Source organism: Dyella sp. NPDC103356, assembly GCF_055584465.1.
The window spans coordinates 583,605-608,094 of record NZ_JBVJLZ010000004.1 but is presented as its reverse complement, the minus strand read 5'-3'; the positions used below and the strand labels follow the sequence as shown (position 1 = coordinate 608,094).

Here is a 24,490-nt window from a genome sequence, read left to right as displayed (position 1 = left end):
TTTTGCAGGATCAGGTTGCCGCTGGCCGTGTTGACGTACGCCCCACCGCCCGCCTGCCCCAGGCTCGCCGCGCCGCCTTGCGACTGGCCCAGCTGCGTCAACGACGTGTTGCCCAGACCCAGCCCGTTACCCGATACCACTGCGACCATGAAACGCTCTCCGCAAACTTATGCGGGGGGCGCCCCTGTGACGCCCCCTATAAGAGACTTAATCCCGGGATCGACGAAATAGTTTAGGGGTCGGCAAAAATATTTTTTGCTTGACAGGCGAACTTCATTCTGCAGCTCAAGCAGAATGCACGGCCCATCCCCTTGCCGTCATACGCTGATCGAGTTCATTAACGGCGGGCCTGAACCGTCGCTCCAATGACATCAATCCGTCTAGTTCACTCCATCAGCATCATCTGGCCGCTGTCTTCCCTTCAGCCACCAAAGCGCACGCCGGATCACGGCGATGCCCTGATCCGGACTCCACACGAAGGTCACCACGCTTTGCGCTGGCACCGTGTACTCGAAGCGGTAGTTGTCGTCCGCGACAGACATGGGGTGCGCTTCCTTGTTGCTGTTCACCAGCACCAGCACGATCGAGCCATCGACCGTATTCTGGAACGCCACATTGGCGATGCCCTTGTCGGTTTCGGTGGACCTCACTCGCAGGGCGCCGGGTAAAACAAAGCGGCTGAAGTGCGCTATCGCGTAATAATAGTCGTTGCGGCTCACCGCTCCGGTACGCGAGTCGATGGTCACCATGCCTTTGCAGGTGGCGCAGCCGCCAAAATGCGGGCCGTAATTCTCGTCGAGCGCCAAGTTCCAGTAGATGACACCACGGGCCCATTGCCTGATCCCGGCGATCAACAGATCGCGCGAAAACCACAGCAGTTCACCATGGACGCTCGACGCCCAATCGCCGCCGGAACACTCGGTGATATAGGTATCTTTTTGAGGAAACGCACGATGCAGCCGGCTCTGAGCATAGGGGCTGCCCTCATAGCAATGCCAGGCGACGCTGTCGATGTAACGCGCGGCGTCCGGGTCGGACAACACGCTCGATGGCTGCTCGGGATGGCTCCAGTTGTGGTCCCATTCCATGATGCGTGTCGCCGGCTTGCGGCTTGCCAGCCTGGGGCCGACGTATTGCGCGATCAGACGCGTCCGCTGCTCCGCCGTCATGCCCATGCCGGGGTAGGTGAGCGGCACGAAGGCGGGTTCATTCTGCAAGGTCAGCGCAAAGATCGGGATCCCGTGGCTACGGTAAGTGTCGATGTACTTGACCAGATAGTCCGCGTAGACGCTTTCGTACTGCTCTAGCAACGAGCCGCCGATCAGGTTCTCGTTGCTCTTCATCCACGCCGGCGCGCTCCATGATGTCGCGACGATGTGCAGCTGCGGGTCGATGGAAAGCACCTGGCGCACTGTCGGTATCACGTCGAGCAGATTCGGTGTGACATTGAAGTGCTCGAGCTGCAGGTCGGTCTGACCAGCGGGGACATCGTCCAAGGTGTAAGGCTTCAGCGAGAAATCCGAGGCACCGATGGTCAGGCGCATCATGTTCAGGTCGATATTGGGCGGACGCCCATACAGCTCGTGTAACAGCGCATCGCGCTGAAATGCATTGAGCTTGTTCTGGATCAGCCACGCGGACGAATCCGTCATCGCCGCTCCAAACCCCACCATGGCCTGATACGTCTTGTGGACATCGATAACCACGTCGGCGTCCGACGAGCCGCGTGCGCTCATTTCGATGTCGGGCTGCTGCATCAGTTTCAATCGGCGATCGGCCGTGCTCACCCACAGCTCGACCATGGGCATCATGGGCCGAGCCGGAAGGGCAACCTTGGGCGCTGCCGCCAGGCGCCTGGAAGGCAAGGGATAGAGTGCCGCCAAGGTGACCAGCAAAAGGCCGACGATAAGCGCGATGGTGATCCGACTGGAACCCGCCTCCTGTTCATCCATGGCGCGTGCGAAGCTCTTTGTCCATGAGGCGGTTCACTTGGATCACAACGTTCCTTGGCTCGTCAGAACGGATAACGGTGTCGATTTTCGAAGCAGGCCGGACTCGCTCTTCCCGCCCCTGGCAGCGACCACGGCGCCACGGTTGCAGCATAGCGAACTTGACTCCGCTTCGGCCTTGATGAATGCCTCGAATAGCCGTTCAGGCCAGGGGCGGCAGCGCCAGATGAAAGAACTGGTTGAAGTCGCTGGTGACGTAGTCGCCGAAGGCATCGCCCTTGGCGAAACCAAAGCGCCGATACATGGCGATCGCAGGATCAAACGCTTCGCCCGAACCCGTCTCCAGGCTGAGCCTCTCATAGCCACGTTCGGTCGCGATACCGAGCATATGGTCAAGCAGCGCGGCAGCGACGCCCCTGCGCAAATGCTGCGGCGCCGTGCGCATCGACTTGATCTCGCCATGCGCCGGGAAAAGCTCCCGCAGCGCGCCGCAGCCAAGCAGCTGTTCGCCGTCCCATGCGGTGAAAAACGAGATGTCCGGGCGCTTCAAGCCGGACAGATCCAGCGCATATACGCTTCCCGGGGGAGAGTTTCCCTGCATGCTTCGAAGATGGAAGCCAAGCAGGTCAATGACGCGCAGGTCGTCCAGGTCGCCATCGGAAATGATCATGCGCGGCGCCTCGTGGCAAGCTGCACGTTTTTCGGCAAGGGATGCATCGGCAAGATCCGCTCGTCAGTGATGGCAATTCTTCAAGGCGAATAACGCGTAAAGAGAAAGTCGCGATCCTTCACCGGCACATGGCAGCCATAGCAAGCCTGGACATCCACATGCGTGGACTTGCCGCCGCTGAACTGCGTGTAGCCCCAGCCACCGGTCGACGCATAGTCGTGCGAATTCTTGACCATGAACTGGACGTTCGTGGGGGTGCCCGCGACGAATGACTGGGCGCGGCCAAAGGCGCGATTATTTTCCTCCGACGGCACATAGCTCCATGCGATGCGGGCAATGATGGCGCCGTCCGGGAAGGGCAGTTTTCCTTCGCGATAGGCTTTGACGGCAATGTCGTTGCCGAGAATGGCGCGGATGTCGTTGAGCTTGCCTTCTTCGTGAGCTACGGAGATCAGCTTCCAGTCGCGATATCCGGAGGGGAGATTGCCTCCGAAGACCGAGGTGCTGTCGTAACTTTCGTCTGCTGCCCACGAGAGCATGGCGCCGCCGAGGCTTATCGCGGCGATAGTGGTCACAACGATGGCCTGGATACGTTTCATGAACTGCCCTTCCCCTTGATCGATATCATCGACGTGCGCGAGATGCACCGCTTTTGTTCTTACCCGACGGCGCGAGCCTGTTCAACCCGTTCGCAACGATGTCGGCAAAGACTTGCGGATCGCCATAGGCACGCGCGGCGAGCATGGCGCCGTAGACCATCGCCATAAATACTTCTGCCTCCTGACGGGCCGAGCCTTGCAGCTCGAAGCGGCCCATCTGCGCGCCCCGCGTGAAGACGATCTCCAACCAGTTCGACAGGTCGCGGAAGTGCGCGCGCACGTCATTGGCGAGGTCGCTGGGCAACGTGGGCAGTTCGCTGGCGAGCATCCCCGCCACGCAGAACGGTGCCGACGCATCCGCGATGCACTTTTCCCAGTAGCCGGTGTACATGCGCAATTGCTCATCCGGATCGAAGGCGCCGCCCGCCAGCATGCGCGTCTGCTCGACGATCACCGCGCGGGACTGTTCGATCACCGCATGAGCCAGGTCGGACTTCGCCGGGAAGTGGTGATGGATGCTGGCCTTGCGTACCTGCACCTCTTCGGCGACATCGGCATAGCTGAAGCCGTTGTAGCCCCGGGTCTGGATGAGGTGCCTGGCCGAGTCGATGAGTTTTTGCTGGGTCGTCATGGGTGCAATCCTACCACTTGGTAGGTAGTGGTGCAGGGGCCCTTCTCGGTCCGTTAATTCTGACGTGTCGGTAGGATTTAGTTGACATGAGTATCTACCTACTAGTAGGTTGATGCCACTCTTACGGATACCTCCCCATGAACTCACTTCGAAACTTCTACTTTCTGCGCGCCGGTGTCGCCTTCGTCTGGGTCGCGCTCGCCTTCCTGTCTGCTTCCGCGCCGATGCCCGTGGCGGGCGTATTGCTGGTGCTTTACCCGCTGTGGGATGCCGTAGCCAACGTCATCGACGCTCGACGCAACGGCGGTCTTCAAGCCAACCCTGGGCAGAAATTCAATGCGCTCACGAGCGTGATCACCGCGGTGTGCATGGCGATCGCCGTCACCCTGCGCGGTAACGCGGGCGGCGTGCTGGTGTTCGGCATCTGGGCGCTGCTGGCGGGGCTCTTTCAGCTGGCGGTCGGCATCCGGCGCCGCAAGCTCGGCGGCCAGGTTTTCATGATGATCAGCGGCGCACAGTCGGCCTTGGCCGGTGTCGTGTTCTGCATCCAGGCTTTTCATGTCGCGCCAGGTATCGCTCAGCTTGCACCGTATGCGGCGTTCGGTGGCGTGTATTTCCTGTTGTCGGGGCTTTGGCTTACTTTCAGGAAGAGCCGCGTTGCGCCTGCTCAGTGAGTAAACGAGTGGCTCGCGGCTGAAGCCTTGAGAACCTCACAATCATCGTCATTCCGGCGCAGGCCGGAATCCATTCCTCAGTCCTCGTATGTCAGGCAGCATGTGGCGAGCATCGGCGTTGAGGAATGGATTCCGGCCTTCGCCGGAATGACGGACAGGAAAGGTGTCAGATATCTCCTGAAGAATCATGGAGCACAGCATGCAACGCGCCGTGCAATAGATAACAATGACGCCTCGCCTCTCTTCCCGAGCCCGTCATGTCCCGCGCCGATCAACATCACCGCATCGATTACCTCGAATTTGCAGTCGCTTCCATCGAGGCCGCAAAAGCCTTTTATGGCCAAGCGTTCAACTGGACATTCCAGGATTACGGCCCCGATTACTGCGAGTTTCGCGACGGCCGACTCACGGGCGGCTTTTACCATGGCACACCGCAGCCAGGTGGCGCGCTCGTCGTCCTGTACTCGAACGATCTCGATTCAACGCAGGCAGGCATCGAAGCGGCCGGTGGCCGCATTGTCCGTCCCACCTTCGACTTCCCGGGCGGGCGACGCTTCCATTTCACCGATGCCGATGGCTACGAATTGGCGGTCTGGTCTGAGGCTTGAACCACCACCGATCGAAGGAACGATCTGACCGCTCTTTCAAAGCGCTCGGGTTGGTCATACGCAAGCCCATGGCCGGCATCTTGTATCTGCTCGACCTGGACGCGCGGGTTCAGGCCCTGCAGTTCTCTTGCCGTTTCCATGGAAACAACGGCGCCGTTATCCCCGACGATCAGCAGGATCGGGACACTCAAACTGCTCATTAACTGACGGTACTCAGGGTTGGGCGGCGTGAGCACGTCAAATGCGGCGGTTCGAGTTTTCAACCTCGCCTCGACAACAAGTTCGACGACGTCGGGCCGACGGCGCGGGTGTCGAGCCCGCGCTTGCGCCAGTAGATCGACCTTGTCCGCACTGAGAAGCTGGCGATGCTGTTCGACGACATCGCTCTCATGGACTTCGCGCTGGCGCTCAGGGTGCAGAAACGTAGGGTCGGCAAGGACGACACCGCGAGTGGCCACCGCGCTTTGGCTCGCCACGACGGCCGCGGTCATACCGCCCATCGAATGCCCCAGCAAAAATGGATCGACCAGCCCGAGCTCATGAATAAGCCCGACGACGTCGCTTGCATAGTCCTCGTAGCGATAGCCATGGAGCGGCGTGCTTGAACCCCCATGCCCCCTGGCATCGGGCATCACTACGTCGTACTCATCTTCGAGTGCACGCGCCAAAGGGCGCCAGCAAGCACCGTTGCCAGTCAGTCCATGGAGCAAAACCAAAGGGGGCTTCGACCCGCCGGTTCTCATGTAATGGATATCGATGCCGTTTGTTTTGCAAACGCCGGTCATCCAGATCGTCACTGAAAAGCTCCGCTCGAAGATGGCCCGTATCGTCAGGCCAGACAAGCCGATGACTTTAACTAATGCGGCACGACCCGTCTCGTTGCTGTCGATCAAATTTGCGGGCAAGCTGGCCAGGTAAGCTTGCGACCCGGGGGATAGCTTGCGTAAAGCGATGTTTATGGCAGCGGCGATTTTCTGTTCGGGCTTGCACGCCGCGGACGCGACAGAACCATTGACGATTCATACCTATGATGTGCACGGGTCGACAGTAAACGAGATTGCGCGCGACCTGGACAGGAACAGTCCGCTCATTCTGCAGGGCCGTCGGATGCAGGGCGTGACCGAATGGAAGATTCAGACCTCTTATCGCTGGCATATAGATGGAAACCGCTGCGTGCTCGAGCAGTTCGATGCAACGCTGAACGTCGACATGACTTTGCCTCACTGGGTTCAGCCCAAACGCCCTTCGCCACAACTCGTGCAGCAATGGGAGCGCTACATCGCTGCGCTAAGAACTCACGAGAATGGACACTTTGAAATAGGCGAAGACGCACAACAGGACATGTTGGCTCGCGCGAAATCCCTTGGCCCCGCAGCGGACTGCCAGATACTGGCCCAGCAGATCAACGATCTTATCGCTGCGGTCATCGATGCTCATCACAGGCTGGAGCTCGAGTACGACGACAAGACGAATCATGGCGAAACGCAAGGCGCGCATTTCCCTTAGAAGCGGGGTTCATGTCGCTGATGCCCGCCTTCAAAAAAGAGTACCGCCAGCGCCCTCCCGCTCGTTCCTCCAGACAAACCCATCGCCCCGGTCCGGTTAGAGATTCCGCATCCAGATCTGACCCACCAGATCGTGGCCAAAACTATGATGGCGTTCCTCTTTGGCGAGCGTAAAACCAGCCGCTTCGTAGATGCGGCGCGCCGATGTCAGCACATCGTTGGTCCACAACATCATCTTGGCGTAACCGGCGGACTTAGCGAACGCCAGGCATTCGTCGACAAGGCGTTTGCCGATGCCCAGGCCGCGTCCCTTCGGATCGACAAGCAGGCAACGTAGTTGAGCGACGGTGGGGTCGTCAGTATTGCGAACGACGAATACGCAACCTACTCGCTCACCGTCCACCTCGGCGATCCAACAGCGTTCCGTTGCAGGATCATGCCTGGTCGCAAACTGGGCGAACAGCGTAGCGACCAAGGCTTCGAAGTCTTCGTTCCAGCCGAATTGTTCGGTGTATATCTGGCCGTGACGTTCGATAGCCCAACCGATGTCACCGGCGCGGTGCTGTCGGATGGTCACGCTGCCATGGCCGACTTCAGGCGACAGTGTGCGCTGGACGCCCTGCATCAGCAGCAACAGCCGCTCGCGTTGCGCCGGCGACAGCTTGGACAGTTGTTCGGCCGTGACCGCATGAGATTTTCGATCGAGCTGCCGAAAAGCTTTCTTCCCTTCCGGGGTGAGTGACAGAACGATCTGCCGGCCATCCTGGGCGGACGGCTGGCGATGAATGAGTCCCTGCGTGACGAAGTTCTGCACCATGCGACTCAAATAACCCGCATCCAGGCCCAGGGTGTCGCCGATCTCGCGCGCCGTCACAGCCTTGCGGGTACCTAGCTCGAACAGGACGCGAGCCTGCGTCAACGAGAACGGGCTAGCCAGAAGACCTTCATCGAGAACACCGATCTGGCGGGTATAAAACCGATTGAAGCTGCGAACGGCTTCTGCCTGGTCGCTCAGTAAATTTCCGGTCATCGCGCACCCCACGGGAGGAGTCCTATCTCACTCCATATAGTTGACTTAGTCAACTATATGGCAGCCATGACCAGATGCTGCATCTCATCCTCTATTTGCCTGCGCGCTATTTGCCCGCGTCACCGCGGCGGTACTCGATGGTGACCTCGTCGAATTCGGCCTTGACCGATGCTGGCAAGGCATAGTCGGCGGCGGTCAATGTGTCGCGCAGTTGCTCCGCACGACTCGCGCCCAGAATGACCGAGGTGATCGCGGGGTTGGCGAGGTTCCAGGCGATCGCCAGTCTGGCCAGCGGTTCGCCGGTTTGAGCGGCGATATCGCGCAGCTTTGCGATGCTCTCGAACTCCCGCTGATGCCAATAGCGTTGCTGATACATGGCTCCGAACTGTCCGAGCTCGGCCGAAAAACGCCCTGTCTCGGGGCTGTCCTGCAACTGGTAGCGATCGGTCAGCAACCCACCCGCGAGCGGGTTGAATGGAATCACTGCAAGATGCTCTTCGGTAGCCAGCGGCAGCAGTTCGCGCTCGATCTCGCGAAACAGCAGGTTGTAACGGGGCTGCACCGAGACGTAACGCGCCAGCCGCAACGCATCCTGGCGGCCAAGCGCGCGCGCCAGCCGGTAAGCCAGGAAATTCGATACACCGATATAACGCACCTTGCCGGAACGCACGATCGCATCGAGTGCTTCGATGGTTTCGTCGAGCGGTGTCGCTGCATCGTCCATGTGCAATTGATAGAGGTCGATGTAATCGACCGCCAAGCGCCGCAACGAAGCATCCACCGCGTCGAGCAGATGCTTGCGTGACGTGCCTTGATCCCAGGGCAATGGCCCCATGCCGCCGCCTGCCTTGGAGGCGAGAATGAAGCGGTTACGTTTGCCCTTGAGCCAGCGCCCGGTGAACTCCTCGGAGCGGCCGCGCTCATCGAAGCCGACGCCGGCCGGATACATGTCCGCGGTGTCGATGAAATTCACGCCCGCCTCGGCGGCCATGTCGAAGATCCGGAAGGATTCGGCCTCATCGGTCTGCTTGCCGAAGGTTCCTGTGCCCAGACAAAGGCGCGAGACGGTCAGGCCGGTGCGGCCGAAAGATGTGTATTGCATGGCGGCTCTCAGGTAGGAATAGCGGGTCGTTGTCTTTATGTATCGATCGCTATATTAAGCCCGGCCAGGCGACGTTGTATAGTGGTCACTATATTTATCAGGCGGCAGCACTCCGGAGGCGGCATATGGCGCGCGAGCGGGTATTCGATATCGATCAGGCCACGGATGTGGCCATGCGACTGTTCTGGCGCAATGGCTACGAGCTGACGTCGCTCGCCGATTTGACCCAGGCCATGGGCATAACGCCGCCGAGCTTCTACTTTGCGTTCAAGAGCAAGGAAGGTTTGTTCGAGCGCGTGCTGGATCGTTACTGGAAGACCCGGCTGCTGTATGCCGAAGAAGCACTGACGCAACCGACGATACGCGGCGCCATCGAGATGATGCTGTACCGGCTTGCCGATCTCTACACGGACCCGGACTATCCCGCGGGTTGTCTGGCGATGAACTGCGCGCTGCCTTGTGCCGACAGTGCCGTGCCGATCCGGCAAAAACTTTCCACGTTACGTGCAGGCCGACGTGCCAGGTTGCTCAAGCGGCTGGAACAGGCACAGGCCACGGGAGACCTGCGCGCCGATGAGGATGTCGACGCGCTCAGTCGCTTTGTATTGGCGATGGGCTGGGGCCTGGCGGTGGATGCGCAATCTGGCGCCAGCCGCGATGATCTCCATAAGACGGTGTCGAGGGCGCTGCGAGGATGGCCCAGCTGAGTTGAGGCCGCGTCACTCGAAAATGGGCTGACATTGCTGCTGCCAAACCGGATCGGTTGCAGGATCCGATGCCCCAGATGCATCCGGCGAACCTGGCCTTCTTCGCCATGAAATCTTCGTATAGACAATAATTTAGCCAGCCACCGAGATTTTACTTGACTCTAATTTAGATGTTTAGCTAAATATCAACAATGAACACCGTCTTCAAAGCCCTGGCCGACCCTACCCGCCGTAGAGTGCTGGAGTTGCTCCGCCAGCGCCCGATGAGCGCAGGGGAGCTATCGGAGCATTTCGCGGTGTCGCGGCCGACCATGTCGGCGCATTTTGCGGTGCTGCGCGAGGCTGACCTGATCGAGGCCAACAAGATCGGCACGACCATCATTTATCAATTGAAGTTGTCGGTGCTCGAAGACGCACTGCTGGGCTTCACCCAGCTGTTCGGCATCGGCACGGGAGAGCGCACGCCATCGGATGCCGCTGGCGCGGCCCAACCCAAACCAACCCGAAAAGGAGCCGACCCATGAGCGAGAAACTCCATCCCCGTGTCAGACAGGACATCCTCCTGGGTCTCAAACTCGGGGCGGTCATGATTGGCGCTTCGCTGCTGCTCGCGCTGGCCCGCAGGCAAGGATGGATCGACGCCGCGCTGGTGATGCGTGGGTACAACGTCATTCTCGGTCTCGCCATGGCGGCCTACTGCAACCTCATCCCGAAGATGTACGGACCGCCGCCCCGCTCTCTCCACCACGCGACGTTGGCGCAGGCGGTGAGGCGCGTGAGCAGTTGGGCCATGACGCTGGCGTTTCTGGCATGGGCCGCGCTATGGGCCTTCGCGCCGCAGGAGTTCGCACGAATCGCCTCCATGACTGCGGTCGGCGCCAGTATCGTTGTCTCGCTCGGCTATACGGTGTGGAAGTCTGCTGCATGCCGTGCGTCGAGGGGCCATTGAGACCCCTAGAGACAGGGCCACCTATTTGATTCAACGGAGAACACATGGCAACTCTTGAACGAGCCATAGCCATCGCTGCGGAAGCTCATGCTGGCCAGGTCGATAAAGCGGGGCAACCCTATATTCTTCACCCGCTTCGAGTGATGTTCCGAATGAACTCGACGACGGAGAGAATGGCCGCCGTGCTCCACGATGTTGTCGAGGACTCCGCCGTAACGCTGGATGCTCTTAAGACGGAGGGCTTCCCGCCGGAAGTCATATCGGCTGTCGATGCATTGACCAAGCGCAAGGGCGAATCACGGCTCGATGCAGCACATCGGGCAAAGCTGGATCCCATGGCACGCCTGGTAAAGCTCGCCGACAACGCGGAAAACATGGACCTGTCGCGGATACCCGAACCCTCGGAACGCGACTATGCGAGGCTCGAAGAGTACAAATTGGTCCGATCGATTTTGCTTGGTGTATCGGACTAGGGCTGCTTCCGCAAGGCCTCAATGGGCAAACACAGTGCGCTCATCCACTCAAAACAAGCACGATCACTGAAGTCAATGGAAATTTCGTCGTCGCGCAAATGGGAACCATCGCGTCCGGCCGTTACAACGGACAGTCGGCGGTATCTGCCCGAGTCTTGACGCCCATTCTAGGCGACGCGGCCGATATCGCTACAGCCTGCAACTCGACAATAGGGATCATCGGCAATAGCGGGTCTTATACGCTGACCATTGCTCTTTAGTAGGCAAGCAACGATGCCCGCGATCCGCGATAGCGCGTTTCTATCGCGGATCGCCTTCGGCTCGATCCATTCGCATGATGAAACCCCAGCCATAACGGCCTCTCATGTCAGGGGTGTTGCCATCGATAGCGACGACGATGTCGTTGGTTCCTTTATGCAAGGGAAGATCGAAGCCGCCATTCTCCAATGACAGGCGACCATCAGGCGTTTTACGGCCGCCTTTTACGTTGTAGCGGTTCTTGCCGGAAAATACGGGTTTACCGTCTGCATAGACCCAGATCTCGCGCAACCAGCCTACGGCCACATGCCGTACCTGTTCGCGATCGGACCGCACCGTGGTGCGAAGCCAGATCACTTGCGCGGGTGCCTGCTTGGGTGCCGGAGCGTGAAACCGGCTCAGGTTGACAAGGCCACCGTAGTCGACCGTGACCGGCGACCAATGCAAGCCGGAAGACGGCATGTCCGATAGGCCGAGATGGTCCGTGGTTTCCATCGATACGGGATCGGTAGCTTGCCATCGAACGAGATAGCGGCGATCGCCCTCCGCGGGGTCCACGGGAGCATGGGGATCGAGGCCATCCGTCACGCCTGGGGCAAGTGTGAGGTTCGCGTAGTAAGCGGTGCCCTCGAATGCGATGGTTCCAGTACTTGCCTCACCCTCCAGATGCTCGACGCTTAGCGATGGCTCGGTGCGGCCATTCACATAGACGCTCATCCGCTTACCTGAAATGACCAACCGAATGTGATTCCATTCGTTTTCACGAAAAGGCGCCGGCGCCTGATACTGCGGATAGACATCCCACAACACGCGTCCTTTGATGATGGGAACGTACTGCAGACAGTCTTGGGACGCGGGGCAGTCGGGACCGACCCGGATATACAGCATGTCGGCCGTGTCGCCATCTTGCTGGTGAAAACGAATGCCCGGAAATTCTTCGCCAACAGGCTTGATATCGAACTCGATGGTGCCGCTGTCAAAGTGCTGGTCTTTCAACGCGACAAAGCCCTGCTCGCTCTCGGAGGTCACCTGAAGGATGCCGTGCGGAAAGGCCTCCCTGGTGATGAATGTCGCGTTGCCACTTGCCTGCCAATGGTCGGCTACCAATGGAATCGGCAAGGGTGTGACCGAAGATGCGCAAGCCGATGCCGTGCCCAGAATACCGAGCGCAAAGACGGAGCGAATGGAACGCTTTTGCATGGGGAGCTATCTCAGATTGAGTGCGCTCACCCTAGGGGCATATCCCTTCGGCGACCGGCGGGATGATGCAAAGCGGATCAGATGCGTACCGAGACGGAAGATTCGCTTCCCAACAGATCTTTGCCGCCGCCATAAACAGAGGCCACACGTCCGATGCGACAAGCGACACTCTCCACCTGGGCGCCGATCTTTGACCGTTTGATGATGCCCCTGGGCCGGTTCGTAACATCCGCGTCCGCATCACCTTCAGGGAAATCTATTTTTACCTCGTTGTCGTATGCACCTATCCAATGAGGCATTTATGAAAAGAATCATTTTTATCGCGGCCGCCCTTTTGCTACTGGGCTTCAACGTCAACGCAATGGATCGATCCGGTGACGCCGCGGGTGCGACACCGCAGGATGTGACAGATATTCAGCATGTCATGGATGTCTTCCACCATGCCGTAACCACACATGACGGTGATGGCGTCTCCAGACTCTTTCTGGACCACGGCGACACGTGGGCAACCGTGTTGTCCGATAAGGCGTTCGCTGCGGCGCGAGCGAAGAACCCCTCGGCACAGAAAATCCGCGTCAGCAGCTATAAGGATTTTGCGAGCTTCGTATCCGGCACAAAGTCGAATCTCGATCCGCGCCATACCGACGTCCGCATCATGAGTGACGGTGCGATAGCATCGGTCTACTTTCACTTCGACTTTGTTATCGACGGCAAATCGGAGAATCGCGGCGACGAAACATGGCAGCTGGTCAAGACGACGGATGGCTGGCGTATCGTTGCCATCATTTATTCCTCGAATCCCGGAACGGCATGAACGAGCCATCGGCTCGTCGAATCCGTTAGCTTAGGTCGGATCGATACACCGGTGTAGGATGGCATGCGCGTTCGGCGAAACCGGTGAGGACGATGGTGCGTCACATTCGAAACCATGTTCCACGTATGGAGAACGCCCCGTATTCCAGGCTGCGCCTGACGCTTATCTCACTGCTGGTCTGGACGGCTGTCGGTGTGGTTTTCGCGGTGCCACGTTTTGCGTCGAACGCGGCATGGTGGCCCGTGTTGCGTACTTCGTTGGCGGAGTGGTGGGCGTGGGGACTGCTGGTTCCGGCGATCATTGCGGTGGATCGGCGCCTGCCCATCGCTGTAAGCAGCCTTGGAACACGGCTCGCCGTTCACATCGCTATCGGCATTCCAACCACTCTGGTGTACTGCTACATCGCCGCCCTGCTCCGGGCGGCGATGGGTGTGCTCGCATGGCCTGACGCCATGGGCCTCGGTCCTTTGGATGAGACGCTGAAGGGCGGATTCCTGTGGAGTCTGCTGGTCTACCTGCTCGTGGTCGGCGGTTGGCAGGCCATGCAATACAGCCAGCACTATCTTGCTTCACAGTTGAGGCTCGAACGGATGGAGCGGAATTTTTCCGAGGCACGCTTGAATGTCCTGCGCATGCAGCTCGATCCGCATTTTCTTTTCAACGCGCTCAATACCATCTCCTCACTTGTCGTAAGCCAGCCCAAGCTGGCTCGTGGAATGATCGAGCAACTGGGCGATCTGCTGCGTCTTTCGCTGGAATCCGGGCGCCGACAGCAAGTGCGCTTCGGCGAGGAGCTCGAGTTTCTCGGTCATTACCTCGCCATCCAGAAGATGCGCTTTGGTGACAGCTTGCATGTCATCGTCGATGTCCCTGCGTCCACCCGCGACCTCATGGTGCCAGGACTGATTCTGCAACCGCTGGTCGAAAATGCGGTTCGCCATGGGCTGTCGCCTCGCCCGGGCGGCGGCACCGTCTGGGTGAAGGCATCGGTCGACGCTGCCACGCTGTACATCACTGTCGAGGACGATGGGGTCGGGCTTGGCGACAGCTGGACGGATGACCGCGCTGGATTGGGGCTGAGCGTCACCCGCGAACGTATTGCCATGCTTCATCCTGCGCAGAACGCGAGCCTCCATATCGGCCCACGCGAAGGTGGCGGTGCGCGCGTTCGTGTCTCGATACCCATCCACACGGCAGAGGCGCTCAGTGATGCGTGAAGCAAGCGCTTATCGGATCCTTATCGTGGACGACGAGCTGCCGGCGCGTCAGCGTCTGCGCGAGTTGATGGAAAGCGATGCCGATGTTGGCGACATCATGGAGGCGGAGAATGGGCTCGATGCCGTCGAGGCGATCCTGCAAAAGCAACCCGATGTCGTTTTTCTGGACGTTCAAATGCCAGGGCTCGACGGGCTGGGCGTAATCGACACGATCGGCATCGAGCGCATGCCCGTAACGGTCTTTGTGACGGCCTTCGATCAGCACGCCGTGCGTGCGTTCGAATCGGCCGCCATCGACTATGTGCTCAAACCCTATGGCGACGAGCGCATGGAGGCTGCGTTCACCCGCGCAAAGGCGCGCCTGGACGACAGGCATCTGCGCGAGTTCGGCCAGAACGTGCTCCAACTGCTCGATAGCCGCCACCTGGACAAACCGTTTCTCGATCGCATCGTCATCCGGGAGCGCGACAAGACCGATCTGATCCGGGTCGAATCGATCGACTGCATCGAAAGCGCGGGCGTCTACGTGGCTTTGCACGTGGGGCGCGAGCGCATCATCCATCGCGCTGCCCTGGGCGAACTGGTCGCACGGCTCGATCCGCGCCGCTTCGTTCGCGTGCATCGCTCGACCGTGGTCAACATCGACAGCATCGTGCATCTGGAGCCGGCCACCCACGGTGAATTCGATCTCGTCCTGCGCGGCGGCCACCGCGTCCATGTCAGCCGCACCTTTCGGCCCTTGCTTGAGGCCCGGCTCGGGCAGTCGTTGTAAGGCGGTCCGGCTTTTGTATCGGAATGTATCCGGGCTGGACCTTTGCACATTGCGATACCTTTTGGCGCATCCGGTGACATATCCGGGATTCGCCACCGTGGTCTTCTATCCACACCAAACGAGCCGATCGTTTACTTACTGGAGAGGACCATGCACAAGAAGACGAATCTCAGCGGCCGCAGTTTCTTGGCGGCGGCGACCATGGCGATACTGGCAACCCAGGTCGTGGCGGGCAGCCTGCATGCTCAATCCGCGCAAATGCAGCCGAGCCAGGCCACCATGCCGGCCCCCGTTTCCCAGGATGCCTTGGGCCCGCTGAAGCATGTCCATGCTGGCGTGCTGGATGTCGCTTACGCGGAGCTGGGGCCGGCCGATGGTCCGGTCGTCATTCTTTTGCATGGATGGCCCTACGACATCCACAGCTATCAGGATGTCGCGCCGGCATTGGCCGCGAAAGGCTACCGGGTGCTTGTCCCGTATGCGCGTGGCTACGGCGAGACCCGTTTCCTGTCCAAGAACACCATGCGAAACGCCGAACCTGCCGCACTGGCCAAGGACGTTATCGACTTCATGGACGCGCTCAACATCAAGCACGCGGTGCTGGGTGGCTTCGACTGGGGTGCGCGCTCGGCGGACATCGTCGCAGCGCTGTGGCCGGAACGGGTGAAGGCGCTGGTAAGCGTCAGCGGCTACCTGATTGGTAGCCAGGAGTCCGGCAAGGCGCCCTTGCCGTCCAAGGCCGAGTATCAGTGGTGGTATCAGTATTACTTCACCACCGAGCGCGGTCGGATCGGTTACGAGAAGAACCATCGCGATTTCGCCAAGCTGATCTGGCAGCTCGCCTCACCGAAGTGGAACTTCGACGACGCCACCTACGAGCGCAGCGCCTCCGCACTCGATAACCCGGACCATGTGGCTATCACGATCCACAACTATCGCTGGCGGCTGGACCTGGCCAAGGGTGAAGCCAAATACGATGTCCTGGAAAAGCGACTGGCTCAGTTTCCGAAGATTTCCGTGCCTACCATCACCCTGGAGGGTGACGCCAATGGCGCACCGCATCCGCAACCGGAGGCGTACGCCAAGCAATTCACCGGCAAGTATCAGTTTCGTCTGATCACCGGCGGTGTCGGCCATAACTTGCCGGAAGAAGCACCGCAGGCGTTTACGCAGGCCGTGATCGACGCCGATCACCTTTGATGGGAGCTAGGGAACCAGAGCACAAACCGTGTGATTCCCTCTGGATGACTATCTACCGTGACGTTGCCACCATGGAGCTCCATGATGCTTCTCACGATAGATAGGCCCAGACCAGTGGAGTTCGCCGAATCGCTACGGGAACGATCCACCCGGTAGAAGCGGTCGAACAGCTTTTCCAGGTGCTCTTGCGCAATACCGGCCCCAGGATTCTCCACCGTGACAGTCACCGCGCCATTCATATGCTCGGTAAAGAGCGTAATGGTCTGTCCCGGCGGGGTATAACGCAGTGCATTGGACAGAAGATTTCCCACGGCTCGGCGAAACAGTTCGCGGTCCGCGCTGATGCTGGCTTGCCCCTGGATACGGATTTCGATTCCGGCTTCCGAGGCGATGCCTTCGAAGTAATCGACGATCTGCTCCAGCTCGATGCCGATATCCAGGTGTACGCGCTGAAGGGCAAACTGGGGGTTGTCCGCACGCGCCAGGAACAGGACGCTTTCGATGGTCCGGCTCACGCGGTCGCATTCCTCGATATTGGAGGCAAGCAGCGCCTGGTATTCCACGGCAGTACGCGCCCGAGTCAGCGCTACTTCGTTGGTGCCTCGCAGATTGCCGACCGGTGTACGCAGGTCGTGAGCAAGATCCACGGTGAACTGCCATACCCGGGCGAAGCCGCCCTCAAGTCGATCCAGCATCTCGTTGAGCGCGCCGGAAAGGGCGTGGAATTCCGCAGGCGCGTTGCCGGCCGACAGGCGCGTGTGAAGGCTCTGTGCGTTGATGGTGGCCGCATCGATCGCCATGGAGCGCAAAGGCCGCAGCGCCCGGCGCACCAACAGATGACTGAGCACAATCGCCGCGATCATCCCGGCCAATAGCCGCATGGCCATATCCCTGCCATAACGTCGCAGCAGTGCCTCGCGGTCGGCGAACGAGCGCGCCACCATAATCGTCACCTGGGCCCCGTCGCGTACTTGCCCCGTCACCGCTATGCCATGTACGGGCAACCCATGATCGCCATACCACGTGTGCAACATGCCGGCGATGATGCGTTGCCCGATAGGAACCGCGCTCGGGAGATCCAATGGGTAACCCGTCGGGTTGTAGTCGATGACGGTCTTTCCCGTGCCATCGACCATGCGCAACGCGTTGCTGGGGTCGCCAAGAACACTGACCACCATCCGATCCTGATGAGCCTTGAGGTCATCAAGGGAATCCAGCTCGGCGACGAGCCGCCGAAGATGGCGCGCGGACAGCACCAGATTGGTTTCATCCTGCTCGTAAACGCGATGCTCGGCCGCTCGATAGAGAAGCCATCCCACCAGGATGAAACACGTCGCGATGATGACCACGAAGGTGACCGTCAGGCGCGCACTGAGCGAAAGGCGATGCATCAGGCTCCCTCGTGCTCTTCGTCCAGCACGTAACCCATGCCCCGTACGGTATGGATGAGCTTGGTGTCGTGACCGTCATCGATCTTTACCCGCAAGCGTCGGATGGCGACTTCGACCACATTGGTATCGCTATCGAAGTTCATGTCCCACACGTATGACGCTATCTGCGTACGGCTCAGCACTTCGCCACGCCGTCTCGCCAGCAACTGAAGCAAGGCGAACTCCTTGGGTGTCAGATCGATGCGCTGGCCATTGCGCTTCACCCGACGACGTACGGCATCGATTTCAAGGTCGCCGATGTGGACATGTTCGATATCGCGTGGCGGGCCACGGCGCAGCAGGGTTCGGATGCGCGCCAGCAGCTCGACAAACGCAAACGGCTTCACCAGGTAGTCGTCACCGCCGAGCTCCAGTCCGCGGACACGCTCTTCCAGCTCATCGATCGCCGTAAGCAGCAGCACCGGCGTGTCTTTCTTCATGCGGAGGCGGCGCAGAATTTCCCATCCGTCCATGCCCGGGAGCATGACGTCCAGAACTATCAGGTCATAGTCCTCCTCCAGCGCCTGATGCAGGCCGTCGATGCCGTTGGCCACCACATCCACCGTGAAGCCGGACTCCTCGAGTCCCTTCTTCAGGTACTCGCCGGCTTTCTTTTCATCTTCAATGACCAGCAGGCGCATGGGAACTCTCGCGGGGTGCCTGAGCGCATCATACGCGCGACGTCCCGGGGGCGTGATTACAGATTCGTCAGGAAGCTGTCAGGGGTGCGCAAGCGCCTGGTCTTTAGCCTTCCGCATGACCTGATCTGTGAAAGAGGGAGCCCGTTATGTGGATCGTCCAATTGGCGCTACGGCGACCCTATACCTTTATCGTGCTGGCGTTGCTGCTGGCCATCATCGGCCCGCTCATGGTGTTGCGGACGCCGACCGATATCTTTCCCAATATCAACATTCCCGTGTTGAGCATCGTATGGTCGTTCAACGGCTTTTCGGCCGACGACATGGCCAACCGCATTACCACGCCCTACGAGCGTGCATTGACGTCGGACGTCGACAATATCGAGCACGTGGAATCACAAACGGTCAACGGTGTCGCCGTGATCAAGGTGTATTTCCACGAGGGCGCGGACATCAATCGCGCCATTGCAGAGGCCTCAGCCAACGCGCAGTCCATCCTGCGCGTGCTTCCGCCGGGTACGCTGCCACCGCTGGTGATCTCGTACAACGCTTCCACGGTGCCGATCCTGCAGCTGGCGCTGTCCAGTCGTACGCTGCCCGAGCAGCAGCTGTATGACCTTGGCAACAATTTCATCCGCACCCAATTGGCCACCGTACAAGGCGCCGCTATTCCTCTGCCGTTCGGCGGCAAGGTGCGCCAGATCATGGTGGACATCGACCCGAAGGCTTTGCAGGCCCATGGTCTGTCGCCGCTGGATGTGGTCGACGCCGTGAACGCGCAGAACCTGATCCTGCCTGGCGGCACCGCCAAGATCGGTGCGCTCGAATACAACGTCAACCTCAATGGCAGCCCGACTTCCGTCGACGCACTCAACCTGATGCCGGTAAAGGCAACCGATGGCGGGGTTACCTATCTGCGTGATGTGGCGACAGTACGCGATGGTTTCGCGCCTCAAACCAATATCGTGCGGGTGGACGGCACGCGCTCCGCGCTACTGCAGGTGGAGAAGTCGGGCGACGCATCGACGCTCGACATCATTGCATCCGTCAAGGGATTGCTGCCGAAGATTACCGCAGGACTTCCCAAGGCACTCGACGTCAAGCCAGTCTCCGATCAATCGGTATTCGTCAGCTCGGCCGTGCAGGGCGTGGTTCGCGAGGGTCTGCTTGCAGCGGGTCTGACGGCCATCATGATTCTCCTGTTCCTTGGCAGCTGGCGCTCCACGCTGATCATTGCCATCACCATTCCCCTCTCGGTGGCGACCTCGCTTATCGCGCTCTCCGCGCTCGGGCAGACCATCAACATCATGACCTTGGGCGGGCTGGCGCTGGCCGTGGGCATTCTTGTCGACGATGCCACCGTGGCCATCGAGGCGATCAGTCATCATCGGGACATGGGCAAGTCGCTGCACGACGCGATCATCGATGCATCGGCACAGATCGCGCTGCCCACCCTGGTGTCGACGTTGTCGATCTGCATCGTGTTCCTGCCGATGTTCCTGCTGTCCGGCGTAGCGCATTACCTTTTCGTGCCGCTTGCCGAGGCGGTGGTGTTTGCGATGCTGGCCTCGTACTTCTTTTCGCGCGCGCTCATTCCCACGCTGGCGATGTACATGCTTCGCAATGATCGTGCCGCAGGGGATGCCAGTCAGGGCCGATTTGGCTGGCTTCGTCGGTTCCAGCAACGTTTCGAGCACGGCTTCGAAAGCATTCATGCGCACTATCAGCAGATGCTGCGGACCGTGCTCGCCCATCCGCGTCGTCTGGCGGTGGTGTTTGTGATCGTCTGCGGCGGCTCCCTGCTGCTGGTGCCATTCCTCGGCCGTGACTTTTTCCCGACCTCGGACACCGGTGAGATCCGTCTGCATATGCGAGCACACACCGGCACCCGTATCGAGCAGACGGCGCGCGTGGTCGATCTGGTGGAACAACGCATCCGAGCCATCATTCCGCCCCGGGAACTGGGCAGCGTGCTGGACAACATCGGCCTTCCGGTCAGTGGCATCAACATGACCTATGACTCCTCGTTGCCCGTGGGCTCGGCGGATGCGGATATCCTGATTTCCCTCAATCCCGACCATCACCCCACAGCCGCGTACGTCACCGCGCTTCGCGACCATCTCAATCACGAGTTTCCGGGCGTGACGTTCTCATTCCTCCCGGCGGACATCATCAGCCAGACGCTGGACTTTGGCTTGCCTTCGCCCATCGACGTGCAGATCGTGGGCAACGACAAGGTCGGTAACCGCAAGGTCGCCGAGGATCTGCAGGCCCAGCTGCGGCATGTCGACGGCCTGGTCGATCCGCGTATCCAGCAGCCGGACGATGCGCCGTCCATCAATGTCGATGTCGACCGCGTCAAGGCCCTCCAGGCCGGCTTTCAGCAGCGCGTTATCGCACAGAACCTGCTGATCGCGCTGTCCGGCAGCTCGCAGACATCGCCGAATTTCTGGCTGAACCCGAAAAACGGCGTGAGCTATCCGCTGATGACGGAAGCGCCTCAGTACACCATCGATTCGTTGCAGGCCCTGAGCAATATCCCCCTGACGACAGACAACGGCAGCAAACAAGCGGAGCCGTCCATCCTAGGCTCACTGAGCACGCTTAGCCGCGCCTCGCAGGATGCCGTGGTTTCGCATTACAACGTGCAGCCCGTCATCGACATATTCGCTGGCGTCCAGGGACGCGACCTAGGTGCCGTGAGCGGTGATATCGATCGCCTCGTTGCCGCTGCAAGAACGCATCTTCCCGCCGGCTCCAGTATTGCCGTGCGTGGCGAGGTGCAGACCATGCAGTCCTCCTTCAAAGGGCTGCTGCTTGGACTCACGTTCGCGGTTTTGCTGGTCTACGCGTTGATGGTGGTTAACTTCCAGTCGTGGACTGATCCACTCATCATCATCAGCGGGCTGCCGGGCGCATTGGCCGGCATGACCTGGATGCTGTTCGTCACCCGAACGACCATCAGCGTACCGGCGCTTACCGGTGCGATCATGTGTATCGGTATCGCCACGGCCAACAGCATTCTCGTGGTCAGCTTCGCGCGCGATCGTATTCATGAAGGTGCGACGCCGCTTCAAGCCGCCTTCGATGCCGGCGCCACCCGCTTCCGCCCGGTACTCATGACGGCGCTCGCCATGCTTATCGGCATGCTGCCGATGGCGTTGGGGCTGGGAGATGGCGGCGAGCAAAACGCGCCGCTGGGCCGTGTGGTGATCGGCGGCCTGATGTTCGGCACCGTGACCACGCTTGTCTTCGTTCCCGCGGTATTTGCCGCGGTACATACCTGGCTCGACCGTCGCCAGAAGTCCCTGCCCGCGCTTCCTTCCCCCCATTCGATGTCCTGACGGGAGAGACACCATGTCCGCATCTACACCGCTTTCCGCACCCTCACATTCGCGACGCTACATCGCGGCCGCCATTGCTGCCGTATGCCTGGCACTGATCGCGGGCAGCTTGCCACGGCTGTCCGCGCACACGGCCGTCGTGCACCAGACAGAGGCACTCAGCGTGCCAACGGTAGCCGTTATCGCTCCCGATCATGCACCGCTACAACAGTCTCTGGTGCTGCCCGGCGACGTCGAAGCTTTCCAGGAGGCCAGTATCTACGCGCGCACGAGCGGCTATCTCGGTCGCTGGCTGGTCGACATCGGCACGCACGTTCACAGCGGGCAGTTGCTTGCCGAGATTGAATCGCCGGAGATTGATGCCGAGCTGGCGCAGGCTCGTGCGGATGCGGCGACGGCATCGGCCAATTATCAGATCGCCAAGGTGACCGCGGCACGCTGGGAAGACATGCTCAAGAGCAATGCCGTCTCCCAGCAGTCCAGCGAGGAGAACGTGAGCACCATGAAGGCAAAGCAAGCCATGCTGTCGGCCGCGCAGGCAAACGTGAGCCGATTGCAGCAACTGCAATCTTTCGAAAAGGTCTATGCTCCCTTTGACGGCGTCGTAACCACACGCAATGTCGATGTGGGTGCCCTGATCGATGCAGGCAACGGCGGTACGCCGGCAGCGTTGTTCAAACTGGCGGAGACCGACAAGCTACGTGTCTTCGTCAATGTACCGCAGGACAACGCCGCCGACGTGGCCCTCGGCTCACGCGCCACCGTGACCCTGCCGCAATACCCGGGTAGAACATTCGTGGGCAGCGTGGCGCGCACATCAGGCGCCATCGATCCGGTCAGCCGCACGCTGCGTGTCGAGATCGACATGGCCAATACGGATGGCTCCATTCCGCCTGGCGCTTACGCGCAGGTCACACTCGCGCTCACCGCCGGAAAGGCCACGCTGTCATTGCCAGCCAATGCGCTTCTGTTTCGTCCTGCGGGTGTCGAAGTGGCCACGGTCGACAGCAAAGGCCGCGTGCAACTGATGCCGGTGACGCTGGGAAGGGACTTCGGTACGCGCGTCGACATCCAAACCGGCCTGCGCGGTAACGAACGGGTCATCGTCAATCCGGGTGATGCCATCAGCGACGGGCAACCGGTAAGCATCAATCCGCATCCCTCGAACGCGAACTGAGCGAAGGCGAAACACTTATGCGTACTCCACTCGTTCCACGCTGCACTTACGCACTCATGGTCATTGTCGGGACCACCCTTGCCATGGGCTGCACGCCAGGGCCGGCGTATGTCCGGCCATCGATCAAGGTGCCTGATCATTTCAAGGAAGCTGCGGCCCAGGTAACCGAAGCGCAGCGCGCCGCTCCCGGTTGGGTTCCGGCCCATCCGGCCGATGCGGCAAACCGCAGTGACTGGTGGACGCTGTTCGGCGATGACACGCTCGATCGCCTCGAAGCGCGCGTCGATGCGGGTAATCAGTCAATCGCCAGGAGCGTGGCCAATCTACGTGCCGCGAAGGTGCAGGCCAGGGAAGCACGCGCGGCATACTATCCAACGGTCACAGCCGGTATCGATGCCAATCGCAACCACACTTCGCAGAACGTCGTGGGACGCTCGCTCGCCGGAAAGACCGTGTCGGACTATGACGCCGGACTGGACGTGTCCTGGGAGCCGGATCTCTTCGACCGCATCGGCCATCAGGTCGACGCGGCCAAAGCACGCTTCCAGGCCAGCGAGGCCGACCTCGCATCGGTGCGGCTGGCCATGCACGCCGAACTTGCCATCGATTATGTAGATCTGCGAAGCGCCGACGCCGAGGCCGCTCTTCTTCAGCAAACGGTTGCCGACTACACGAAAGCGCGCGACCTTGTGCAGGTACGTTTTACCGGTGGCATTGCATCCGAGTCGGATCTGGCAGAGGCAGAAACGCAGTTGCAGGTAGCTAACGCGCAATGGGTGGACCTGGGCGAAAGTCGTGCGCACTATGAACATGCCATTGCCACGTTGATCGGCGTGCCACCCGCAGAGTTGACTATCTCCCCTTCTACGGCGCCGATCAGCCTTCCCTTCGTCCCGCCGGGCGTCCCGTCCACACTGCTGGAACGAAGGCCGGATATCGCCGCCGCGGAACGCCGGGTGGCCGCGGCCAATGCCGACGTCGGTGAGGCGACATCAGCATTCTTTCCGGATCTGCTGCTGTCTGCATCCGGTGGCGTAGAAGCATCCGGGATAGCCCAATGGGCTGCGCTTCCCAGTCGTTTCTGGGCCATTGGCCCGGCACTGGTCGGCACACTGTTCGATGGAGGGCGCCGCAAACAGGCGTTGCATCAGGCCGAGGCCAATGAAGATGGCGCCGCCGCCGACTATCGGCAAACCGTACTTTCGGCCTTCCAGGACGTGGAGGACAATCTGTCGTCGGTGCATGTGCTTACCGACGAAGCCGGCACCCAGCTGCATGCCGTCGACGCGTCCGGTCGAGCCGAACAACTGTCACTCACCCGCTATAAAGCGGGGGCGACCGATTACCTGGAAGTCGTCACCACCCAAAGCGTAAGCCTTGCCCAGCGGCGCGCCTATGTCGAGCTGTCACGGCGCCAATTGGAATCGGATATCCGTTTGATCAAGGCTATCGGCGGCGGCTGGCATGTCGACGACGCGTCGCATGTTTCCGGAACGCTTGCCCTGGAGGGACACGGGCCTGCCCCTTCGAGTCCATAGGTGGC

Annotated in this window: 24 protein-coding genes; 14 read left to right on the top strand and 10 right to left on the bottom strand. The window is 60.3% G+C overall.

The window, feature by feature from the left end; all coding sequences use genetic code 11:
* Nucleotides 1–380: 380 nt before the first annotated feature.
* From ACZ6WW_RS12590 to ACZ6WW_RS12575, 4 genes are all read right to left on the bottom strand, one after another.
* The gene (locus ACZ6WW_RS12590) at nt 381–1,952 is read right to left on the bottom strand and encodes a glycoside hydrolase family 30 protein (RefSeq protein WP_465274492.1); all 1,572 of its coding nucleotides are present in this window, start codon (nt 1,950–1,952) and stop codon (nt 381–383) included.
* 199 nt (nt 1,953–2,151) lie between these two features.
* Nucleotides 2,152–2,619: a GNAT family N-acetyltransferase gene (locus ACZ6WW_RS12585; protein WP_465274491.1), complete on the bottom strand. Its 468-nt coding sequence runs from the start codon at nt 2,617–2,619 to the stop codon at nt 2,152–2,154.
* Nucleotides 2,620–2,699: 80 nt separating this feature from the next.
* Nucleotides 2,700–3,218 carry a cytochrome P460 family protein gene (locus ACZ6WW_RS12580; protein ID WP_465274490.1) on the bottom strand — a complete coding sequence of 173 codons (519 nt, stop codon included), beginning with the start codon at nt 3,216–3,218 and terminating at the stop codon, nt 2,700–2,702.
* A 25-nt stretch (nt 3,219–3,243) separates the two neighbouring features.
* Entirely contained in the window at nt 3,244–3,849 is a 606-nt protein-coding gene (locus ACZ6WW_RS12575) for a TetR/AcrR family transcriptional regulator (protein WP_465274489.1), read from the bottom strand.
* Nucleotides 3,850–3,986: 137 nt separating this feature from the next.
* Between ACZ6WW_RS12575 and ACZ6WW_RS12570 the strand changes: the two genes are divergently transcribed.
* Together ACZ6WW_RS12570 and ACZ6WW_RS12565 are read left to right on the top strand one after the other, a co-directional pair.
* The gene (locus ACZ6WW_RS12570; RefSeq protein ID WP_465274488.1) at nt 3,987–4,523 is read left to right on the top strand and encodes a hypothetical protein; all 537 of its coding nucleotides are present in this window, start codon (nt 3,987–3,989) and stop codon (nt 4,521–4,523) included.
* Between the two features lie 257 nt (nt 4,524–4,780).
* Nucleotides 4,781–5,131, top strand: coding sequence for a VOC family protein (locus ACZ6WW_RS12565; RefSeq protein WP_281850821.1), 351 nt, complete (start codon nt 4,781–4,783; stop codon nt 5,129–5,131).
* Here the strand turns inward: ACZ6WW_RS12565 and ACZ6WW_RS12560 are convergent.
* A complete protein-coding gene (locus tag ACZ6WW_RS12560) occupies nt 5,101–6,024 on the bottom strand; it encodes an alpha/beta fold hydrolase (protein ID WP_465274487.1) in 924 nt (307 codons plus the stop codon). The genes ACZ6WW_RS12565 and ACZ6WW_RS12560 overlap by 31 nt on opposite strands.
* Before the next feature lie 46 nt (nt 6,025–6,070).
* Here ACZ6WW_RS12560 and ACZ6WW_RS12555 point away from each other — a divergent pair, with 46 nt between their 5' ends.
* Complete coding sequence (locus ACZ6WW_RS12555; RefSeq protein ID WP_465274486.1) at nt 6,071–6,637, top strand: DUF922 domain-containing protein; 567 nt, start codon at nt 6,071–6,073, stop codon at nt 6,635–6,637.
* Nucleotides 6,638–6,733: 96 nt separating this feature from the next.
* Here the strand turns inward: ACZ6WW_RS12555 and ACZ6WW_RS12550 are convergent, their stop codons facing one another.
* Both ACZ6WW_RS12550 and ACZ6WW_RS12545 read right to left on the bottom strand, forming a co-directional pair.
* The gene (locus ACZ6WW_RS12550) at nt 6,734–7,666 is read right to left on the bottom strand and encodes a bifunctional helix-turn-helix transcriptional regulator/GNAT family N-acetyltransferase (RefSeq protein ID WP_465274485.1); all 933 of its coding nucleotides are present in this window, start codon (nt 7,664–7,666) and stop codon (nt 6,734–6,736) included.
* A gap of 106 nt (nt 7,667–7,772) precedes the next feature.
* Nucleotides 7,773–8,768 (bottom strand): aldo/keto reductase, encoded by a 996-nt coding sequence (locus tag ACZ6WW_RS12545; protein WP_281850825.1) that lies wholly within the window; start codon nt 8,766–8,768, stop codon nt 7,773–7,775.
* 125 nt (nt 8,769–8,893) lie between these two features.
* Here ACZ6WW_RS12545 and ACZ6WW_RS12540 point away from each other — a divergent pair, with 125 nt between their 5' ends.
* From ACZ6WW_RS12540 to ACZ6WW_RS12525, 4 genes are all read left to right on the top strand, one after another.
* On the top strand, nt 8,894–9,475 hold the full coding sequence (locus ACZ6WW_RS12540; protein WP_465274484.1) for a TetR/AcrR family transcriptional regulator: 582 nt from the start codon (nt 8,894–8,896) through the stop codon (nt 9,473–9,475).
* Between the two features lie 191 nt (nt 9,476–9,666).
* Nucleotides 9,667–9,999 carry an autorepressor SdpR family transcription factor gene (locus tag ACZ6WW_RS12535; RefSeq protein WP_465274483.1) on the top strand — a complete coding sequence of 111 codons (333 nt, stop codon included), beginning with the start codon at nt 9,667–9,669 and terminating at the stop codon, nt 9,997–9,999.
* Nucleotides 9,996–10,424, top strand: a complete 429-nt coding sequence (locus tag ACZ6WW_RS12530; RefSeq protein WP_465274482.1) for a hypothetical protein — start codon at nt 9,996–9,998, stop codon at nt 10,422–10,424. The genes ACZ6WW_RS12535 and ACZ6WW_RS12530 overlap by 4 nt, the downstream gene beginning before the upstream one ends.
* Nucleotides 10,425–10,468: 44 nt before the next feature.
* Nucleotides 10,469–10,897, top strand: a complete 429-nt coding sequence (locus ACZ6WW_RS12525; protein ID WP_465274481.1) for an HD domain-containing protein — start codon at nt 10,469–10,471, stop codon at nt 10,895–10,897.
* Nucleotides 10,898–11,197: 300 nt separating this feature from the next.
* Here ACZ6WW_RS12525 and ACZ6WW_RS12520 read toward each other — a convergent pair whose 3' ends face one another.
* Nucleotides 11,198–12,355, bottom strand: coding sequence for a 3-keto-alpha-glucoside-1,2-lyase-like domain-containing protein (locus tag ACZ6WW_RS12520; protein ID WP_465274480.1), 1,158 nt, complete (start codon nt 12,353–12,355; stop codon nt 11,198–11,200).
* A gap of 277 nt (nt 12,356–12,632) precedes the next feature.
* Here ACZ6WW_RS12520 and ACZ6WW_RS12515 point away from each other — a divergent pair, with 277 nt between their 5' ends.
* The 4 genes from ACZ6WW_RS12515 to ACZ6WW_RS12500 all read left to right on the top strand — a co-directional run bounded on the left by ACZ6WW_RS12515 (nt 12,633) and on the right by ACZ6WW_RS12500 (nt 16,358).
* Complete coding sequence (locus ACZ6WW_RS12515; protein ID WP_465274479.1) at nt 12,633–13,169, top strand: Cif family virulence factor; 537 nt, start codon at nt 12,633–12,635, stop codon at nt 13,167–13,169.
* 125 nt (nt 13,170–13,294) lie between these two features.
* Nucleotides 13,295–14,386 (top strand): sensor histidine kinase, encoded by a 1,092-nt coding sequence (locus ACZ6WW_RS12510; protein WP_465274478.1) that lies wholly within the window; start codon nt 13,295–13,297, stop codon nt 14,384–14,386.
* On the top strand, nt 14,379–15,158 hold the full coding sequence (locus ACZ6WW_RS12505; protein WP_281850839.1) for a LytR/AlgR family response regulator transcription factor: 780 nt from the start codon (nt 14,379–14,381) through the stop codon (nt 15,156–15,158). Before ACZ6WW_RS12510 ends, ACZ6WW_RS12505 begins: the two co-directional genes overlap by 8 nt.
* 150 nt (nt 15,159–15,308) lie before the next feature.
* Nucleotides 15,309–16,358 (top strand): alpha/beta fold hydrolase, encoded by a 1,050-nt coding sequence (locus ACZ6WW_RS12500; RefSeq protein WP_465274477.1) that lies wholly within the window; start codon nt 15,309–15,311, stop codon nt 16,356–16,358.
* Here ACZ6WW_RS12500 and ACZ6WW_RS12495 read toward each other — a convergent pair.
* Nucleotides 16,349–17,749, bottom strand: coding sequence for a heavy metal sensor histidine kinase (locus ACZ6WW_RS12495; protein ID WP_465274476.1), 1,401 nt, complete (start codon nt 17,747–17,749; stop codon nt 16,349–16,351). The two genes, ACZ6WW_RS12500 and ACZ6WW_RS12495, sit on opposite strands and share 10 nt — an antisense overlap.
* Nucleotides 17,749–18,429, bottom strand: a complete 681-nt coding sequence (locus ACZ6WW_RS12490; protein WP_281850842.1) for a heavy metal response regulator transcription factor — start codon at nt 18,427–18,429, stop codon at nt 17,749–17,751. Before ACZ6WW_RS12490 ends, ACZ6WW_RS12495 begins: the two co-directional genes overlap by 1 nt.
* 146 nt (nt 18,430–18,575) lie before the next feature.
* Between ACZ6WW_RS12490 and ACZ6WW_RS12485 the strand changes: the two genes are divergently transcribed.
* Genes ACZ6WW_RS12485 through ACZ6WW_RS12475 form a run of 3 tightly spaced genes read left to right on the top strand, consistent with a single transcriptional unit; the run spans nt 18,576 to nt 24,485 of the window.
* Nucleotides 18,576–21,770: an efflux RND transporter permease subunit gene (locus ACZ6WW_RS12485; RefSeq protein WP_465274475.1), complete on the top strand. Its 3,195-nt coding sequence runs from the start codon at nt 18,576–18,578 to the stop codon at nt 21,768–21,770.
* 13 nt (nt 21,771–21,783) lie between these two features.
* On the top strand, nt 21,784–22,947 hold the full coding sequence (locus ACZ6WW_RS12480; protein ID WP_465274474.1) for an efflux RND transporter periplasmic adaptor subunit: 1,164 nt from the start codon (nt 21,784–21,786) through the stop codon (nt 22,945–22,947).
* Between the two features lie 17 nt (nt 22,948–22,964).
* Entirely contained in the window at nt 22,965–24,485 is a 1,521-nt protein-coding gene (locus ACZ6WW_RS12475) for an efflux transporter outer membrane subunit (protein WP_465274473.1), read from the top strand.
* The last annotated feature ends 5 nt before the right edge of the window (nt 24,486–24,490 follow it).

What these genes read in the sequence shown, in the direction of transcription:
- ACZ6WW_RS12590 (WP_465274492.1), bottom strand. Translation starts at nt 1,952, where the DNA reads ATGGATGAACAGGAGGCGGGTTCCAGTCGGATCACCATCGCGCTTATC.
- ACZ6WW_RS12585 (WP_465274491.1), bottom strand. Translation starts at nt 2,619, where the DNA reads ATGATCATTTCCGATGGCGACCTGGACGACCTGCGCGTCATTGACCTG.
- ACZ6WW_RS12580 (WP_465274490.1), bottom strand. Translation starts at nt 3,218, where the DNA reads ATGAAACGTATCCAGGCCATCGTTGTGACCACTATCGCCGCGATAAGC.
- ACZ6WW_RS12575 (WP_465274489.1), bottom strand. Translation starts at nt 3,849, where the DNA reads ATGACGACCCAGCAAAAACTCATCGACTCGGCCAGGCACCTCATCCAG.
- ACZ6WW_RS12570 (WP_465274488.1), top strand. Translation starts at nt 3,987, where the DNA reads ATGAACTCACTTCGAAACTTCTACTTTCTGCGCGCCGGTGTCGCCTTC.
- ACZ6WW_RS12565 (WP_281850821.1), top strand. Translation starts at nt 4,781, where the DNA reads ATGTCCCGCGCCGATCAACATCACCGCATCGATTACCTCGAATTTGCA.
- ACZ6WW_RS12550 (WP_465274485.1), bottom strand. Translation starts at nt 7,666, where the DNA reads ATGACCGGAAATTTACTGAGCGACCAGGCAGAAGCCGTTCGCAGCTTC.
- ACZ6WW_RS12545 (WP_281850825.1), bottom strand. Translation starts at nt 8,768, where the DNA reads ATGCAATACACATCTTTCGGCCGCACCGGCCTGACCGTCTCGCGCCTT.
- ACZ6WW_RS12540 (WP_465274484.1), top strand. Translation starts at nt 8,894, where the DNA reads ATGGCGCGCGAGCGGGTATTCGATATCGATCAGGCCACGGATGTGGCC.
- ACZ6WW_RS12535 (WP_465274483.1), top strand. Translation starts at nt 9,667, where the DNA reads ATGAACACCGTCTTCAAAGCCCTGGCCGACCCTACCCGCCGTAGAGTG.
- ACZ6WW_RS12530 (WP_465274482.1), top strand. Translation starts at nt 9,996, where the DNA reads ATGAGCGAGAAACTCCATCCCCGTGTCAGACAGGACATCCTCCTGGGT.
- ACZ6WW_RS12525 (WP_465274481.1), top strand. Translation starts at nt 10,469, where the DNA reads ATGGCAACTCTTGAACGAGCCATAGCCATCGCTGCGGAAGCTCATGCT.
- ACZ6WW_RS12520 (WP_465274480.1), bottom strand. Translation starts at nt 12,355, where the DNA reads ATGCAAAAGCGTTCCATTCGCTCCGTCTTTGCGCTCGGTATTCTGGGC.
- ACZ6WW_RS12515 (WP_465274479.1), top strand. Translation starts at nt 12,633, where the DNA reads ATGCACCTATCCAATGAGGCATTTATGAAAAGAATCATTTTTATCGCG.
- ACZ6WW_RS12510 (WP_465274478.1), top strand. Translation starts at nt 13,295, where the DNA reads ATGGAGAACGCCCCGTATTCCAGGCTGCGCCTGACGCTTATCTCACTG.
- ACZ6WW_RS12505 (WP_281850839.1), top strand. Translation starts at nt 14,379, where the DNA reads ATGCGTGAAGCAAGCGCTTATCGGATCCTTATCGTGGACGACGAGCTG.
- ACZ6WW_RS12500 (WP_465274477.1), top strand. Translation starts at nt 15,309, where the DNA reads ATGCACAAGAAGACGAATCTCAGCGGCCGCAGTTTCTTGGCGGCGGCG.
- ACZ6WW_RS12495 (WP_465274476.1), bottom strand. Translation starts at nt 17,749, where the DNA reads ATGCATCGCCTTTCGCTCAGTGCGCGCCTGACGGTCACCTTCGTGGTC.
- ACZ6WW_RS12490 (WP_281850842.1), bottom strand. Translation starts at nt 18,429, where the DNA reads ATGCGCCTGCTGGTCATTGAAGATGAAAAGAAAGCCGGCGAGTACCTG.
- ACZ6WW_RS12485 (WP_465274475.1), top strand. Translation starts at nt 18,576, where the DNA reads ATGTGGATCGTCCAATTGGCGCTACGGCGACCCTATACCTTTATCGTG.
- ACZ6WW_RS12480 (WP_465274474.1), top strand. Translation starts at nt 21,784, where the DNA reads ATGTCCGCATCTACACCGCTTTCCGCACCCTCACATTCGCGACGCTAC.
- ACZ6WW_RS12475 (WP_465274473.1), top strand. Translation starts at nt 22,965, where the DNA reads ATGCGTACTCCACTCGTTCCACGCTGCACTTACGCACTCATGGTCATT.